General features: G+C 42.4%; 13 protein-coding genes. 3 read left to right on the top strand and 10 right to left on the bottom strand.

The features are described from left to right. Positions 1 to 280: 280 nt before the first annotated feature. From HUS61_RS17060 to HUS61_RS17040, 5 genes are all read right to left on the bottom strand, one after another. Positions 281 to 547, bottom strand: coding sequence for a hypothetical protein (locus tag HUS61_RS17060; RefSeq protein WP_258536039.1), 267 nt, complete (start codon positions 545 to 547; stop codon positions 281 to 283). Between the two features lie 193 nt (positions 548 to 740). After that, on the bottom strand, positions 741 to 1,088 hold the full coding sequence (locus tag HUS61_RS17055; protein WP_175083243.1) for a hypothetical protein: 348 nt from the start codon (positions 1,086 to 1,088) through the stop codon (positions 741 to 743). A gap of 190 nt (positions 1,089 to 1,278) precedes the next feature. After that, on the bottom strand, positions 1,279 to 1,926 hold the full coding sequence (locus HUS61_RS17050) for a HEAT repeat domain-containing protein (protein ID WP_175083242.1): 648 nt from the start codon (positions 1,924 to 1,926) through the stop codon (positions 1,279 to 1,281). Positions 1,927 to 2,209: 283 nt separating this feature from the next. Beyond that, positions 2,210 to 2,491, bottom strand: a complete 282-nt coding sequence (locus tag HUS61_RS17045) for an Imm27 family immunity protein (protein ID WP_175083241.1) — start codon at positions 2,489 to 2,491, stop codon at positions 2,210 to 2,212. Positions 2,492 to 2,671: 180 nt separating this feature from the next. Beyond that, a complete protein-coding gene (locus HUS61_RS17040; protein WP_119853837.1) occupies positions 2,672 to 3,856 on the bottom strand; it encodes an NAD(P)/FAD-dependent oxidoreductase in 1,185 nt (394 codons plus the stop codon). A gap of 323 nt (positions 3,857 to 4,179) precedes the next feature. Between HUS61_RS17040 and HUS61_RS17035 the strand changes: the two genes are divergently transcribed. Beyond that, a complete protein-coding gene (locus HUS61_RS17035; RefSeq protein ID WP_175083240.1) occupies positions 4,180 to 6,315 on the top strand; it encodes a S8 family peptidase in 2,136 nt (711 codons plus the stop codon). Between the two features lie 88 nt (positions 6,316 to 6,403). Here HUS61_RS17035 and HUS61_RS17030 read toward each other — a convergent pair whose 3' ends face one another. From HUS61_RS17030 to prlC, 5 genes are all read right to left on the bottom strand, one after another. After that, positions 6,404 to 6,877: a peroxiredoxin gene (locus HUS61_RS17030; RefSeq protein WP_063529354.1), complete on the bottom strand. Its 474-nt coding sequence runs from the start codon at positions 6,875 to 6,877 to the stop codon at positions 6,404 to 6,406. Positions 6,878 to 6,983: 106 nt separating this feature from the next. Beyond that, entirely contained in the window at positions 6,984 to 8,909 is a 1,926-nt protein-coding gene (locus HUS61_RS17025; RefSeq protein ID WP_175083239.1) for a methyl-accepting chemotaxis protein, read from the bottom strand. 149 nt (positions 8,910 to 9,058) lie between these two features. Continuing rightward, the gene (locus HUS61_RS17020; protein ID WP_062565979.1) at positions 9,059 to 9,814 is read right to left on the bottom strand and encodes a class I SAM-dependent methyltransferase; all 756 of its coding nucleotides are present in this window, start codon (positions 9,812 to 9,814) and stop codon (positions 9,059 to 9,061) included. Between the two features lie 43 nt (positions 9,815 to 9,857). Then, on the bottom strand, positions 9,858 to 11,036 hold the full coding sequence (locus HUS61_RS17015) for a two-component system response regulator (RefSeq protein ID WP_175083238.1): 1,179 nt from the start codon (positions 11,034 to 11,036) through the stop codon (positions 9,858 to 9,860). Between the two features lie 109 nt (positions 11,037 to 11,145). After that, entirely contained in the window at positions 11,146 to 13,197 is a 2,052-nt protein-coding gene (gene prlC, locus HUS61_RS17010) for an oligopeptidase A (RefSeq protein WP_175083237.1), read from the bottom strand. 151 nt (positions 13,198 to 13,348) lie between these two features. On the opposite strand from prlC, the gene gorA reads away from it, so the two are divergent. Next, a complete protein-coding gene (gene gorA, locus HUS61_RS17005) occupies positions 13,349 to 14,710 on the top strand; it encodes a glutathione-disulfide reductase (RefSeq protein ID WP_175080024.1) in 1,362 nt (453 codons plus the stop codon). A 183-nt stretch (positions 14,711 to 14,893) separates the two neighbouring features. Continuing rightward, positions 14,894 to 15,625, top strand: coding sequence for a glutaredoxin family protein (locus tag HUS61_RS17000; protein ID WP_175083236.1), 732 nt, complete (start codon positions 14,894 to 14,896; stop codon positions 15,623 to 15,625). The last annotated feature ends 40 nt before the right edge of the window (positions 15,626 to 15,665 follow it).

The following is a 15,665-nucleotide window of genomic DNA, read 5'->3' as shown; positions in this document are numbered from 1 at the left end:
TAGACGTATAGCAAGTATGGAAGAACTAAAGACAGAACTCGCGGCCTGGGAATGGAGCAGGAATAAAGAAAGAACAAGTATAAACTGGCTATTTAATGTTGAATCAGCTCGTGAAAAACTTGAGAGGGCTTATGGTGCCCTCAACTAGTCAGAACTTGTGTGATGAAGTACTAGGTGCTAGGTGCTAGGCGCAAATATAAGATATCGAGTTTCTTCTTTGAGCCATGTTTATTAAGAACAAAGCCCGAGAGTGCGAAGCTCTGAATTAAAAAGATATTATCTATTTGTCGTTTGCTACTTCTTCATCAAACCAAACATGTTCTTGCTCTCCACCCAGCATGAATCGATAACCAGGTGGCAAAGCCATATAGATAGCTACTTCAGGTCTATATTTTACAATATGAGTAAAGTGAACCGTTTTTAAACTCGAAATATCTCCATTATATTCGTCAGTGGTTAACCACCAACCGCTCATATGGTCCGGTGAAGGGTAACGAACTCCTTCTAAAGGCAGCCCCTCATATACACCGTCAGATATTACTACCATTTGCTCCTCGTCAACTGGTGTATATTGTGCACTATAGTGTTCACAACACTTCTGTTGAACTTCTAGCTGATGAGTTATTCCTTTCATCTTAAATTGGATACCACACAATTAATTAATCTATCGAGAATATCATCAAAGTTGAAAACAACAAAAAGCCCCCGCGAGTGTGAAGCTTAGAATTCAAACTATGTCGTCAAATATTTAATAAAGACTCATCAAACCAAACATCAACATAATCTCCAGCGATTAAAAACCTATAGCCCGGAGGTAGCGCAAGAAATTTTTTGATATCAGGACACCACTCACCTAAATGAGCAACATGAAGAGGAACGAAAAAATCAGGTTCTTCAGAAAACTCTTCTCCCCCCCAAATGTACCAACCTGTTGTATCTCCTTCAGGGGAGTGTCTTAGTCCATTAATAGGAATAACCCCTTGCTTGACGTTACGAGAAATCCCAACTTTCATATATTCGGGAGATGATACAAAGTCAGCATTAAATTCATTACAGATCAATCTTTGAATTTTTGTAATTTCAGTCATTAAAAATCATGCACCTTTTTCTGCGCTTTAAACACATGGGGTTAGGCCTTGCTTTTGTCACTACCTCCCCCATGCCAGCAAGCGGTTCTTTTCATTGAGCCGCTTAGCCAGTTTTGAAAACAAAATCCAAGCCACCACAGCCAGAAAAACAAAGCCCCGCTTGTGCGAGGCTTTGGATTTAAATCTCTGATCAACCTAATGAAGCTAAAAGTTCATCATATTTAGATAGAACAGATCTAAAATCATTAGGATTTACAATTTTATCTAGTTTCTCTTTTATCACAGGGATATCCTCTTCTCGGATTCCCTCTGCTAATAAGTTTAAAATAGCGCACCTATCTCGATAATCTCTGGAGTCAGAATAGCAAACTAATAGGTTCCCAATTGAGTATGTTGGATCAAGTTTATATAACGCATAGTGAATTCTTAAAACAGTTCCACTCTGAAGCTGCCCACCTTTTAACTTACTAATCAAAAGCTTAATAACTTTTTCATTTTTAGAATTTAGCTCAGCTAGACTAGTTACACATGAATTAACGACATAACAGCTTGGGTCATCTAATAATTCGCAAATCTTTTCTAAATTATCAAGTAAATCAAATTCAGCAAGAAATTCTATACAATCAGAGCGAATAAGTTCATCGCTATCTAATAATCCTCTGTTAAAAATATTTTTAATTTCTTCGGTATACTCAAAGCATGACAATTTAGAAAATGATCTTTCTCTTATTTCACTATCATCAGATAATACACCTTTTTTTAGCTTATCAAATGATTGTGGGGTTTCATCACTAATAACTTCTATATCATCCATATAAACGTTCAGCATATTAGTCATATCATTTTACTCCAGAGCTCATAGTGTCAGGTCTTTCTTTTTGCCACTACCTCGCCCATAGCGTCAGAAAATAATTTAGCTTAACTCTAATGGTTTTATTTAACTGCTTATCACCAATCATATGCATGAAAAATAAATGGGTAACCTTATAGTTGTCTAGGCTCTAGGTGCTAGATGCAAATATAAGATATAGAGTTTCTTCTTTGAGTCTCTGTTTTTTAAGAACAAAGCCCCGCGAGTGCGAGGCTTTTGATTCGACAGCGTTAGCTGTTCATTAATTCTCTTACTTGAATTTGTATTTGTTTTTCGCATTATCCAGCGTTAAGTGAATCAAACTCGGTGCACCTGCGCCATGAAAGCCTGAGTCGTCGTATATTAGCTCCCAGAGTCGCCCATCATTAGGATCTCGCAGTAAAGTTGACCACCCATCATCGGAATATGCAACGACTAACATTACGTTATTTTTTAAATAATCAATTCGCTGTGCCATTTTATCCGCCACAACTTTACCGTTTAAAAAAACATGCTTACCGATTAATTTGTTTTCATCTTTCCTTAGATTCATATCTTATTAACCAAAATACTATTCTTCTGGTATTTTTCAGTTTGGGATTACAAATCACTCCAGCGCGCTAAGGCACGACCTACAAGCAAGTGCTAACCTAGCACCTAGTTCCTAGAGCCTAGCGCCTATGACCTGACCACTAACACCTTTCCCCTCGCAACTCGCAACTAGAAACTCAAATCAACAATACTGCCCTGCTGCAAAGCCGCAGCTCCAAGCATATTGGAAGTTGTAGCCGCCTAGCCAACCGGTGACGTCGGTGACTTCGCCGATGAAATACAGGCCCGGTGACTTTTTCGCTTCGAAGGTTTTTGAGCTTAACTCGTCGGTGTCTACACCGCCAAGCGTGACCTCGGCTGTTCTGTAACCCTCTGTGCCGTTGGGTTTAATTTGCCAATTGTGAATGTAGTCATGTAATGCGTCGATTTGCGCATGGCTTAGTTGGTTTACATTGCAATCAGGGATCGCTTTCGTGTCGTGCAGCATTTCAACAAAACGCTTTGGTAAAATTGTCGCAAGGGTATTTTTTAGTGACTTTTGCCCTTGGCTTTGACGCCACTGTTCAAGCTGCTGTTTTAAATCGAGCTCGGGTAACAAGTTGATGTACACAGTTTGCCCTGCACGCCAAAAAGAGCTGATTTGTAAAATAGCTGGGCCCGAAAGGCCGCGATGAGTAAACAAGATGTTTTCTTTAAACTGGGTGCCATCTTCACTGGTAACCAAACAAGGAATACTGATCCCCGATAACCCATCAAAGCGATCTTTATCGTGCTGGTGTAACGTAAATGGCACTAATGCCGCCATGGTTGGTAGCACTGTTAACCCAAATTGCTCGGCAATTTTATAACCAATTGGTGATGCCCCAAGCTTAGGCATGGTTAATCCGCCTGATGCGACAACTAACGACTCACATTGATAGCTGTCTTGCTCAGTAATAACTTCATAGCCCGCATCGGTTTTTGTCACGCTGAGTACTTCGTTACGCAGCGCTATGTTAACACCCGCCCACTCACACTCAGTTAAAAGAATGTCGACGATATCTTGTGCGCTGTTATCACAAAATAATTGGCCCAGCGTTTTATGGTGATAGGCCAAGCCGTGACGGTCCACCAGCTCTATAAAGTCATGCTGGGTAAAACGACTTAAACACGATTTTACAAAGTGAGGATTACCACACAAGTAGTTGTCTGGGCTTGCGTTTTCATTGGTGAAGTTACAACGCCCGCCGCCGCTGATTAATATTTTACGGCCCGGCTTTTTGCCCATATCAAGCACAGTAACATTGCGACCACGATAGCCTGCTTGTGCAGCACACATCAAACCTGCGGCACCAGCGCCAATCACAATAACATCTACTTGGGTCATTACTCATACTCACTAAAAAAATTTAGCTGATTATAACAAGTTATTGTCGCTGCTGTGTTAACACAGCGGTGTTTTTACAAAAAAGATAAAACCAAAAAACGAAATAAAGTAAAAACTCAAAACCACAAAATTATAACTTTATTATGAGAAAACAACTAAAAAACACCATAAAAAGACTAGTTTAGACGTCTATACACTTAGTTATAACCAAAATAGAGACAACCATAATAAAACGATATTTTAACTATATTTACATTTATTTTACCTTTGTCCCCCTTCGCGAAAAATATCGTGGAGATTTACATAACAATCTAGGGATCATTATGACAACTAACAACAACTTGAAGAAGTGCGCAATTGCACTGAGCTTGACTGCGTTGTTTGGGACGACGGCAGCAATGGCTACTCCAAACCAACTAATGTCACCATCTATGCAGGAAACTGCAGCGAAATTACAAGGCCAAGAAGGCTTTGGTACACAATTCATCATCAAGTATAAAAACAACAGTGATGAAATGATGACGATGTCGGCAGCAGAACAAACGCCGACTATGATGAACAAAAAAGCAAAAGGCTTTGTTAAAAACTTCACCAGTAAAAAAGGTAAAGTAAAAGCACAATATGTTCGTGCAATGGCGATGAATAATCACCACGTAATGCGTGCTGATAAAAAACTTTCTGCTCAAGAAGCACAAGAATTCATGCAAGAGATGGTTGCATCAGGTAACGTTGAATACATCGAAATCGACCAAATGTTAAAGCCATTTGCAACGCCTAACGACCCACGTTATGACGACCAATGGCACTACTACGAGCAAGCGGGTGGACTTAACCTTCCTACGGCTTGGGATACAGCAACGGGTAGCGGTGTGGTTGTTGCGGTACTTGATACTGGTTACCGTCCTCATGTTGATTTAAATGCCAACATTCTTCCTGGCTATGACATGATCTCTAATGTGTCTGTAGCTAACGATGGGGGTGGTCGTGATAGCGATGCACGCGATCCGGGTGATGCAATCAGCGCTAACGAATGTGGTTACACACATGGTGCGCAAAACTCAAGCTGGCACGGTACGCACGTTGCGGGTACTGTTGCAGCAGTGACTAACAACGGTGAAGGTGTTGCCGGTGTTGCTTACAACTCAAAAGTTGTTCCAGTACGTGTACTTGGTAAATGTGGTGGTTTAACTTCTGATATCGCTGACGGTATTATCTGGGCTTCAGGTGGTTCAGTTTCTGGCGTACCAGCAAATGCTAACCCTGCTGATGTTATCAACATGAGTTTAGGTGGTAGCGGTTCATGTAGCTCTACAACACAAAGCGCTATCAACCAAGCACGTAACAACGGCACTGTGATCGTAATCGCTGCGGGTAACGATAACGATAACTCTGCAAACTACAACCCAGGTAACTGTAATGGTGTTGTAAACGTTGCATCTGTTGGTCGTAACGGTGGTCGTGCTTATTACTCAAACTACGGTAGCAACATTGATGTTGCAGCACCGGGTGGCGCACAAAGCTTTGCGAATGACTCTGAAGGTGTTTTATCAACACACAACTCAGGCTCTACAAGCCCAAGCAGCGATTCATATCACTACTCGCAAGGTACGTCGATGGCAGCACCACATGTTGCGGGTGTAGCAGCGCTAATCAAGCAAGCTAAACCTTCTGCAACGCCAGATGAAATCGAAAGCATCTTAAAATCAACAACTCGTTCTTTCCCGGCAACATGTACAAGCTGTGGTACAGGTATTGTTGATGCGGCAGCCGCTGTTGCAGCAGCCTCAGGCACAACACCGCCACCACCAACGGGTAACGTATTAGAAGATGGTCAAGCACTAACTGGTTTAAGTGGCTCTGCTAGCAGCCAAACTTTCTACACAATGGAAGTGCCAACAGGTGCGACTAACGTAACCTTCACAATGAGTGGCGGTACAGGTGATGCTGACCTATACGTTCGTGCAGGTAGTGCACCAACAACGTCAACCTATGATTGTCGCCCGTATAAAGGCGGTAACAACGAAGTATGTTCTATCGATAACCCAACAGCAGGCACTTACCATGTAATGCTCAATGGTTACTCTGCATACTCAGGTGTTAGCCTTGTGGGTGATTTAACAACTTCTGGCGGTGGTTCAGGCTCAGGTTCACCACAAGCAGGTGGCGGCACAGTGACTGATATCTCTGCAAGTGCTGGTCAATGGAAACATTACACGCTAGAAGTACCAGCAGGTATGGCAAGCTTCACTGTTACGACGTCTGGTGGTTCAGGTGATGCTGACTTATTCGTTAAGTTTGGTAGCCAACCAACGTCATCTAGCTATGACTGCCGTCCGTACAAAAACGGTAACGCAGAAACATGTACATTCAGTAATCCACAAGCAGGTACGTGGCACTTAAGCTTAAATGCTTACCGTACTTTCTCTGGTGTAACATTGGATGCACAGTATCAACCTTAATAGTTGATCTCCCCAGTATCCCCCTGGGACTTTTCAGCCGGACTTACGTCCGGCTTTTTTGTATTTATATCAATAAAGCGAATTGATATTAAAGCTTTTCAAGCACAGCTTCAGCGCGGCTTACTACAAACTCTTTGTCTTGTTCAACAAACAGCCCTGTTACCGTTTGGTTTTCAACGATCATCGCATAACGCTTTGAACGTACGCCACCAAAGCCAGCCGTGTCTTTATCTAGACCAAGTGCTTTAGTAAAGCTTGCATCACCATCAGCTAACATACGAATATGCTCAGCGTTATGAGCTTCACCCCATGCTTTCATTACAAATGCATCGTTCACCGATACGCAGTAAATTGCATCAACGCCTTTCGCGGTAATTTTATCGGCTAGCGTAATAAACTCTGGTAAGTGGGCATTTGAACAGGTTGGCGTAAATGCACCTGGCACCGCAAATAGCACCACTTTTTTATCGGCAAATAATGCCTCTGTTGATAGAGTTTGCATGCCCTCGCTGGTTAATTCGCTAAGGGTTGCTGCAGGTAAAGTTTGGCCTTGTTCGATCATCGTGATTCCTTGAAAGAAAATAAGAGTACTGAGTATATACCCAAAAAATTGAATACCGCATGATTTAAGGGCAAACAATGCAAACCATTGCTCGCCCCTTGAAGAGTTATAAACCTAAGCTGGTTTTAATGGTGTGCATTTGCTCTTGTAGGCGATGCTGAATATCACTAACCAGTGAGTTCGACTCACTTACCTGCCCTTTCATGCTCTGCATTGATTGGCTAAAGTTTTCGAGTAAGGCATTTTGCTGTTTAGCAAGCTCCATAGCATCAAACGCGACTTTATTAGCATCTTGCGCGTTATCGGCCACGCCTTCTGAATTACGTTTAAGCTCTTGAGCATTTTGTGTTTGCAGCTCGGCATCAGTAGCCAGTGCACTAATTTGCTCTGATACCATGGTTGAGTTTTCACTTAGGCGGTTTAGCTGATTATTGATATCATCAAGCGAGCCTTGTGTTTGTCTGGCAAGCTTTCGTACTTCGTCAGCGACAACCGCAAAGCCTCGACCATGCTCACCTGCACGTGCCGACTCAATTGCCGCATTCAATGCCAGTAGGTTTGTTTGCTCAGCAATGTTTTTGATCACCTCAATAACTTGGCCAACATCATCAACGCCTTTTAATAGCTCTTTTAAGCTATCTAGACCTTGCTCAACGCGCTCTTCAGTGCGAGAGCTTGCGGTTAACATGCTGTCGGCAAAGCCTAAGCTCTGCTCCATCGCACCAAAGGTTTGTTTGGCGTTATCAGCAACTTGACCATTAATGTTATTGACCTGCTCACCAATGTGTTGAATATCAGTAAGTAAGCCTTGGTTTTGTTCAACCTGAGAGTGGCTGGCATCCGTTTGCTGAGCAATGGTATGTAAGTGCTCGCTCATCTCTAGCATAAAGTCATTAATAACCTTAAGCATTTGTGCTCGCTCTTCAGCTTCACCACGCTGGCGTTCAATCAATTGATTAAAGTAATGGGCAATTTCACCAACTTCGGTTTTCGGGTTTTTACTCTCAATGTTTTTAAGCTCATTACTTTCAATCAAGAAGGCAAAGCCATCACGCAATTGGCGCAGAGGGTTAAGCACTTGGTTGCGCTGTACAAAATACACACCCGCCGCTAAAACCACCAGCATGCCAATAGCGACACAAAACACGATAAACACTTGTTGCTTAAGCTGGCTTTGTTCATCTTTTAATTTTTGCTCTGCACCGAGCACCGTTGCAGACAACGCGCCGATTTGTTCGCGCAGTGCTTGCATGCCGGTTTGTCGTTGCTCAGCTTGCTCAAGTGTTGATGCTAAATCACGAGGGAAACGTTTAGGCCAGCTTGTTAGCTCTGCTTTAATATCACCGGCTAAATCTTCTGCTTCTTCACCAAAGAATAAAGCGTCTTCATCCACTTCACTCATTACACCTAGGTTTTCGAGTCTGTCGATTTTAGTAGCAAGGGCAATTAAGTTTTCAACACTTTGATTAAGGCTGTTTTTAGTGTCTTGATCAAAGTTGATCACTAACTTGTAAGTATATAAAGCAAGTGATGTCACTTCGCTGTAGTAGTCAGCAGCAAGTTGATAATATTCAAGCGCAAGCACTGTTTGCGGCTCGGCTTTACTTGCATAGCCAATTAACGATGAAGCAGAGCCTGCCATTTGTCTTAACGAGTTATCGAGCAGTGCCATTTCGTTACCCGATAGCTTACCTAAAGCGCGATACTTACCATTAATGTCTTTATCGAGGGCCGTCAGTTGGCTATTTAGTTGACCCGCTAGATCTTTAGGTAGCTCAGCTAAATGCTGCTTTTTAACATCGCTAATCAGCGTTGAGGCTTTATTTAAGTGTTGGCTGTCACCTTGCTCTAAATAATCATCAAGGTAACTTTTTAAATCAATAATGATGGTGTTTTTCAGCTTATTATAAGCGTTATCTTGCTGCTCTAAGCCGAGTAAGGTTTGACTAGCCCAGAACAGAGTGGCTGCCAGTAAGATACTGGCGAGTGTGAGTAAAACGGCCAATAGCCGAGTAAATGATGACACGCGCATAAACGATATTCCCAAGTAACGTTACGCGCGTAGAATATTAACCTTTTATGACAATTTGATGTAAACCGTAAAAAATAACAAGTAAAAGCGATATCAACTAACCCAAAAGGGTTAAATAAATACCAATTCGCTTAATATTGCGGATGGTATCAGACCATTGCAGCTTTTACGTATACATCAAAGCGGTTCTTCTTGGTTTTGATTTGCATACTCGGGGTTTTGTCATTTAGAAATGGGGCGTAATCAGGGCGCTTAACAACGACTCGCTTACTAGCAAGCGGATAAGCAAATTCTAATAGATCATCGGCATCGCTATCTCCGCCAACAAGCTCTTGGAATACTCGCATCTCTTTTTTAACGAGGGCTGATTTTTCACGATGAGGAAACATAGGATCTAAGTACACAACATCAGGAGTATCACTACACTGCGCTAGTAACGTATGACTAGAGCCAAACACTAGGCTCATGTTTTCTTTCATCCAAGGGCCAATTTCAGCATCGTTATAGGCGCGTTCTAGGCCATCAAATAATAGCGCAGCAACTACAGGGTGGCGTTCATGCAAAATCACTTTACAGCCTAGTGATGCCAGTACAAAGCCATCGCGGCCAAGGCCTGCAGTGGCATCAAGCACCACAGGCGTGGCACCTTTGTTTAACCCTACAGCCTTAGCTATTGCCTGCCCCTTACCACCACCAAACTTGCGTCGATGAGCTGCAGCACCCGTTACAAAATCAACATGAATAGCACCAAGCTTTGGCTCGTCCTTTTTCTTCAGGCTAAGACCTTGGTCGTCATAATGAAGCGAAAAGCCTGCATTTTGCTCAGCCCACTTAGCCAAACCAAAACGCTGTTCAATCGCATCTAAATAAGGACGCATTTCTTTAAAAGGACAATGAATTACCACGCAAAACTCCGAGCTATATTATTCGCCGCCAGTATAGCATGGCTTAAAATAGCTCGATATCCGTTTGTGAGGTCACATCTTCGGTCTCACTCGGCTCAGCCATTTTTTGTAAGCTCGCTAAAAGCTCACTACGCGATTCGATAATATGTTTTAGCTGAAACTTTATAAACGATAAGTCTTCATTCAGTGAGGTAAAAATCAGCTGAGTTTGCTTTAATTGCTGCAAGTGAAATGCGACTTCATCGCTGCCCGATAAACCACTTTGCTCAATAGACTTGTTTAGCTCATCAAGTTGAGCGGCAAATTTATCTACAGCATGTTCGCGCGAATCACTGTTTTGGTACATTTGATCAGATAGCTCATTAAACGAGTTACCAATTTGCTGCGCCTGAGTCAGTGCCCGCTCATTGTTTTCCATGTCTTGTACTTTGGCGTTAGTCACCTCAAGAATATGCGGGAATAGATCTTTATAACGACCATAAAGCTGGGCATCATCAAGTGGCATGTTTTTGATCAGCATCGACACTTTAGGGTAATTAATAATAGTACGATGGCTAAAATCAACAAAGCGATTTGCATCACGGTGTTTTTCGAGCAGCTCTTGCTCAAGTGGACACACCCCGCCTTCAGCACTACAAAATATGCCTACATCTTGATACCAAAACGCCAGTACGACATCGAGCTCCATCGGATTAAAAAACTCAAACATATGCTCAGATAACGCTTTGATATCGTGTGCATGATAGCTTTGCCCAACGTAGCGCATTATGCGACCCATATCACCTGAGTCTGTCATCGCGATTTCGGCAGTGATTTGCGCTCGCTCTACATCACTTTTAAGCTTTTTAGAGTGCTGACGATATTGATATAACACGCGAATACGTGCCATGAGTTCTTCAGCATTAAATGGTTTTACAATGTAATCAGCAGCACCTGCGTTATAGCCTTTTACACGGTCTGGTAGGTCAGCTTTACCCGATAAAAACATCACAGGTGTGTCTTTTGTTTGCGGGTTAGCTTTTAATTCGTTACATACCTCAAAGCCTGTTTTTCCCGGCATTTCGATATCAAGTAAAATGATGTCAGGATTGTACTTTAACGCTTGTCTTAATCCTTCGTCGCCATTTTTAGCATGGATCAGTGTGCAAAAGCCCGATAGCGATTCCTCAATCACATGATGGATATATTTATCATCATCAATGGCTAATACAAGTTTTGACATGCTTAATTCCTATAAACTCTTTTTTAAGAAGGATAGTACGAGAGCGTGATTTTGCGAAGAAATATTAATAAAAAAAGCGCCTTACGGCGCTTTAGATCAACAAACTTTATTATGCAGCAATGCCGCTATGTCTAAGTAGTGCATCAACTTGTGGTTCGCGTCCACGGAACTTTTTAAATAGCTCCATTGGCTCTTCACTGCCCCCTTTCTCTAAAATGTTCTTTAGGAAAGCTTCGCCCGTGGCTGGGTTAAAGATGCCTTCTTCTTCAAATTTAGAAAACGCATCAGCCGAAAGTACTTCAGCCCACTTGTAAGAGTAATAACCTGCGCTGTAACCGCCCGCAAAAATGTGGCTAAAGCCATGTTGAAAGCGGTTAAATGCTGGCGCTTTAACAACGGCCGTTTTACTGCGCACATCATCAAGAGTTGCTTGAATGTTACATGGCTCACCCGCTTTGTAAGTATGGTGAATAGTAAAGTCAAACAACGAGAACTCAAGCTGACGCAGCATTTGCATACCTGATTGGAAGTTCTTCGCCGCTAGGAGTTTATCTAATAACTCTTTTGGTAACGGCTCATCTGTTTCGTAGTGACCCGAAATAAAGCTCAGCGCTTCTTCTTCGTAGCACCAGTTTTCAAGGAACTGGCTTGGTAACTCAACCGCATCCCATGCAACACCGTTAATACCTGCAACTGGCGCAGCATCAACTTGTGTCAACATATGGTGAATACCATGACCAAATTCATGGAATAACGTAGTCACTTCGTTATGCGTAAACAAAGCAGGCTTATCACCCACAGCTTTATTAAAGTTACACACTAAGTACGCAACAGGGGTTTGTAATTCGCCGTTAGCACGTACTTTACGACCCATGCAGTCATCCATCCACGCGCCGCCGCGTTTGCGATCACGGGCGTATAAATCTAGATAAAAGCGACCACGTAAAGTATTGCTGCTATCGTAAATTTCGAAAAAACGTACATCAGGGTGGTAAGTATCAAACTCTGTCACTTCTTTTACGCTAATACCAAATAAACGATTTACAGTAGTGAATAAGCCACTTAAAACTTTATTGGCAGGGAAATATGGGCGCAGTACTTCATCAGAAATCGCGTACTTCTCTTGCTTAAGTTTTTCGCCGTAGTAAGCGTAGTCCCATGCAGCAAGCTCAGTCACACCGTGCTTGTCTTTTGCGTAGGCAGTTAGCTCTGCAAGCTCTTGCTCAGCTTGTGGTTTAGACTTAGCTGCTAAATCTTCTAAGAATGAGAAAACTTGTTCTGGCGTTTCTGCCATTTTAGTCGCCAATGACATATCAGCGTAGCTGTTAAAGCCAAGTAACTCGGCAAGTTCATGACGAAGGGCAAGCTCTTCGCTCATAATGGCAGAGTTATCAAACTCACCGGCATTAGGGCCTTGATCAGATGCGCGCGTCACAAACGCAGTGTAAAACTCTTCACGTAACTCGCGGTTATCAGCATAAGTCATGATTGGTAAGTAAGATGGAAAATCTAACGTGAATACCCAGCCATCTAGCTCTTTGCTTTTAGCTGTATCAGCACCAAGGGCTAACGCAGACTCTGGTAAACCAGCCAGTTCGCTTTCATCTGTAATGTGCTTTTGCCAAGCGAGTGTGGCATCCATTACATTATTACCAAACTTAGAGGCCAGCTCAGATAAACGCGCACTGATTTCGCCATAACGCATTTGTTGCTCGGGCTTTAAAGCAATACCAGATAGCTCAAAATCACGCAGTGCATTAGTAATGGTTTTTTGCTGGGCAATCGTTAGTGTTTTAAATTCGTCACTGTTGTGAAGCGCGTTGTAAGCATCGTATAAACCTTGATGCTGACCAACAAACGTTGAATACTCAGATAACAACGGCAAACATTGCTCATAGGCTTCACGTAGCTCGTCGTTATTAACGACAGAATTCATATGTGATACCGGTGAAAATAAGCGTGATAACTTGTCATCAGCTTCTTCAAGCGGAAGCACCAAATCATTCCATGTGTATGATTTAGTTGCCAGTACCTCATCTATTTTGGTACGACACTCAGCAATCGCTGCTTTTAATGCTGGCACTACGTGTGCTGGTTTAATTTTAGAAAACGGCGGAAGCCCTTCTAAACCAATGAGTGGGTTATTTTCTGCAATTGTCATTTTCGTTCTCAAATTTTATGCGAAGATGATTTTGAAGTTGGGGCGAATTGATGAAATACAAGGGGCTTAACCTTGGTCTTTATTATGCTATTATCAACTTATTGCTAAATCGATTAATTTATAAAAAACTATCTATTTTTGAGGACAAACTATGGCTCAGCATTTTGATTACATTGCAATTGGTGGTGGTAGTGGCGGTATTGCCTCTGCAAACCGTGCAGCAATGCGTGGCGCAAAAGTTGCTCTTATTGAAGCAAAACACATGGGTGGCACCTGTGTAAACGTGGGTTGTGTTCCAAAGAAAGTTATGTGGCACGGTGCACAAATTGCTGAAGCAATTAACGCATATGCACCTGACTACGGCTTTGATGTTGAATTAAAAAGCTTTAGCTGGGCTAAATTAGTTGAAAGCCGCGAAGCGTATATTGGCCGTATTCACCAAGGTTACAACAAGTACTTATCTAGCAATGGTGTAACTGTAATCAATGGCTTTGCTAAGTTTGTTGATAACAAAACAGTTGAAGTAAACGGTGAGCTATACACGGCAGACCATATCCTTGTTGCTGTTGGTGGCCGCCCTACCATTCCTAACATCCCAGGCGCTGAGCTTGGCATTGATTCGAACGGCTTCTTTGAACTAGACGCACAGCCTAAGCGTGTTGCTGTGGTTGGTGCAGGCTACATTGCCGTTGAAATCGCTGGTGTACTTCATAGCCTTGGTACAGAAACACACTTGTTTGTTCGTAAAAACAAACCGCTTCGTACTTTTGACCCATACATTGTTGATACACTTGTCGAGATTATGGCGAAAGAAGGCCCGACTCTTCACACTGATTGCACACCTAAAGAAGTGGTTAAAGAAAGCGATGGTAGCTTAACAATTCACTTTGAAAATGGTCACAGCCAAAACGTTGATCAAGTTATTTGGGCAATTGGCCGTACACCTACAACGGACAAAATCAACCTTGCAGCGGCAGGTGTTGAAGTAACTGAAGGCGGTTACGTTAAAGTAGACGAATTCCAAAACACCACAGCTGAAAACGTATACGCAGTTGGCGATATCATCGAAAACGGTATTGAACTTACGCCAGTAGCCGTTAAAGCGGGTCGTACTCTATCAGAGCGTTTATTCAATAAAGAATTACCTGATGATTTAAAAATGGATTACGAGCTAGTACCTACAGTGGTATTCAGCCATCCACCAATCGGCACAATTGGTTTAACAGAGCAGCAAGCGATTGATCAATACGGCAGCGATAACGTTAAAGTATATAAATCAAGCTTTGCAGCAATGTACACAGCAGTTACTCAGCACCGTCAAGCATGTAACATGATGCTAGTGTGTGCTGGCGAAGACGAAAAAGTTGTTGGCTTACACGGCATTGGCTTTACCGTCGATGAAATGATCCAAGGTTTTGCCGTTGCAATGAAGATGGGCGCAACCAAAGCAGACTTTGATGCAGTTGTGGCTATTCACCCAACTGGCTCAGAAGAGTTTGTAACGATGAGATAAACTCACGTTGCGAGTCAATTTTAAAACCTTGTGGTGCTGCCACAAGGTTTTTTGATGTTTAAAGCTGGCACAAACCTTGTAACTGTTAATAAAGTAATCAGTTATAGCAAGAATCTGCCCTTATTTACTGTGTAATTAAGTAATTATTACGCAGTAGGCAAGGCATTTTTACAAGGAGGCACTGTGTCTAAGTCTGCAATTTTATATCGCATGGTGACCGATGAGCATATTTGCCCATTCGGTTTAAAATCAAAAGATTTATTAGAGCGTCATGGTTACGATGTTGATGATCGTCATTTAACCAGCCGTGAGCAAACTGACGAATTCAAACAGCAGCATGATGTAAAAACCACACCACAAACCTTTATCAATGATAAACGTATTGGCGGTTACGATGATTTGCGCGACTTTTTTAATCTGCCCGAGGCAGGTCAGCAAGGCACCAGTTACACCCCTGTATTAGCGATTTTTGCAGTGACCATGCTACTAAGCTGCGGTTTTACTTATGCCAGTGGTGAGGCTTTATTTTCTGTGCAGAACCTAATGCTGTTCGTTGCATTATCAATGGCGGTATTAGCGATACAAAAGCTGCAAGACTTATTCAGCTTTTCTAACTCATTTATTACCTATGACTTACTAGCCATGCGTGTCGTGCCCTATGCCTATGTTTATCCATTTATTGAGGCGTATGTAGCGATAGGTATGGTGGCTAAATTACCCGCCTTAGCTGTTGCACCATTTTCATTATTTATTGGTGGTATAGGTGCGATATCGGTTATTAAGGCTGTGTATATCGATAAACGAGAACTGAAATGTGCCTGTGTTGGTGGCGACAGTAATGTGCCGCTCGGCTTTATCTCTCTGAGTGAGAACCTATTTATGATTGCCGCAGGTATATGGATGCTATTTAGCTAATACAAAAACGCGAGGGATTACCCTCGCGTTCATTTTAACT

The organism is Pseudoalteromonas sp. 0802, from assembly GCF_013350085.1.
In the GTDB taxonomy this organism is placed as follows: domain Bacteria; phylum Pseudomonadota; class Gammaproteobacteria; order Enterobacterales; family Alteromonadaceae; genus Pseudoalteromonas.
Note: the sequence above shows the minus strand (reverse complement) of the source record. Positions and strands in the feature narration are given on the sequence as shown.

Bases quoted from the DNA above. Each gene is read 5' to 3' on its own strand.
- HUS61_RS17060 (WP_258536039.1), bottom strand. From the start codon at position 547: ATGGTAGTAATATCTGACGGTGTATATGAGGGGCTGCCTTTAGAAGGA.
- HUS61_RS17055 (WP_175083243.1), bottom strand. From the start codon at position 1,088: ATGACTGAAATTACAAAAATTCAAAGATTGATCTGTAATGAATTTAAT.
- HUS61_RS17050 (WP_175083242.1), bottom strand. From the start codon at position 1,926: ATGACTAATATGCTGAACGTTTATATGGATGATATAGAAGTTATTAGT.
- HUS61_RS17045 (WP_175083241.1), bottom strand. From the start codon at position 2,491: ATGAATCTAAGGAAAGATGAAAACAAATTAATCGGTAAGCATGTTTTT.
- HUS61_RS17040 (WP_119853837.1), bottom strand. From the start codon at position 3,856: ATGACCCAAGTAGATGTTATTGTGATTGGCGCTGGTGCCGCAGGTTTG.
- HUS61_RS17035 (WP_175083240.1), top strand. From the start codon at position 4,180: ATGACAACTAACAACAACTTGAAGAAGTGCGCAATTGCACTGAGCTTG.
- HUS61_RS17030 (WP_063529354.1), bottom strand. From the start codon at position 6,877: ATGATCGAACAAGGCCAAACTTTACCTGCAGCAACCCTTAGCGAATTA.
- HUS61_RS17025 (WP_175083239.1), bottom strand. From the start codon at position 8,909: ATGCGCGTGTCATCATTTACTCGGCTATTGGCCGTTTTACTCACACTC.
- HUS61_RS17015 (WP_175083238.1), bottom strand. From the start codon at position 11,036: ATGTCAAAACTTGTATTAGCCATTGATGATGATAAATATATCCATCAT.
- prlC (WP_175083237.1), bottom strand. From the start codon at position 13,197: ATGACAATTGCAGAAAATAACCCACTCATTGGTTTAGAAGGGCTTCCG.
- gorA (WP_175080024.1), top strand. From the start codon at position 13,349: ATGGCTCAGCATTTTGATTACATTGCAATTGGTGGTGGTAGTGGCGGT.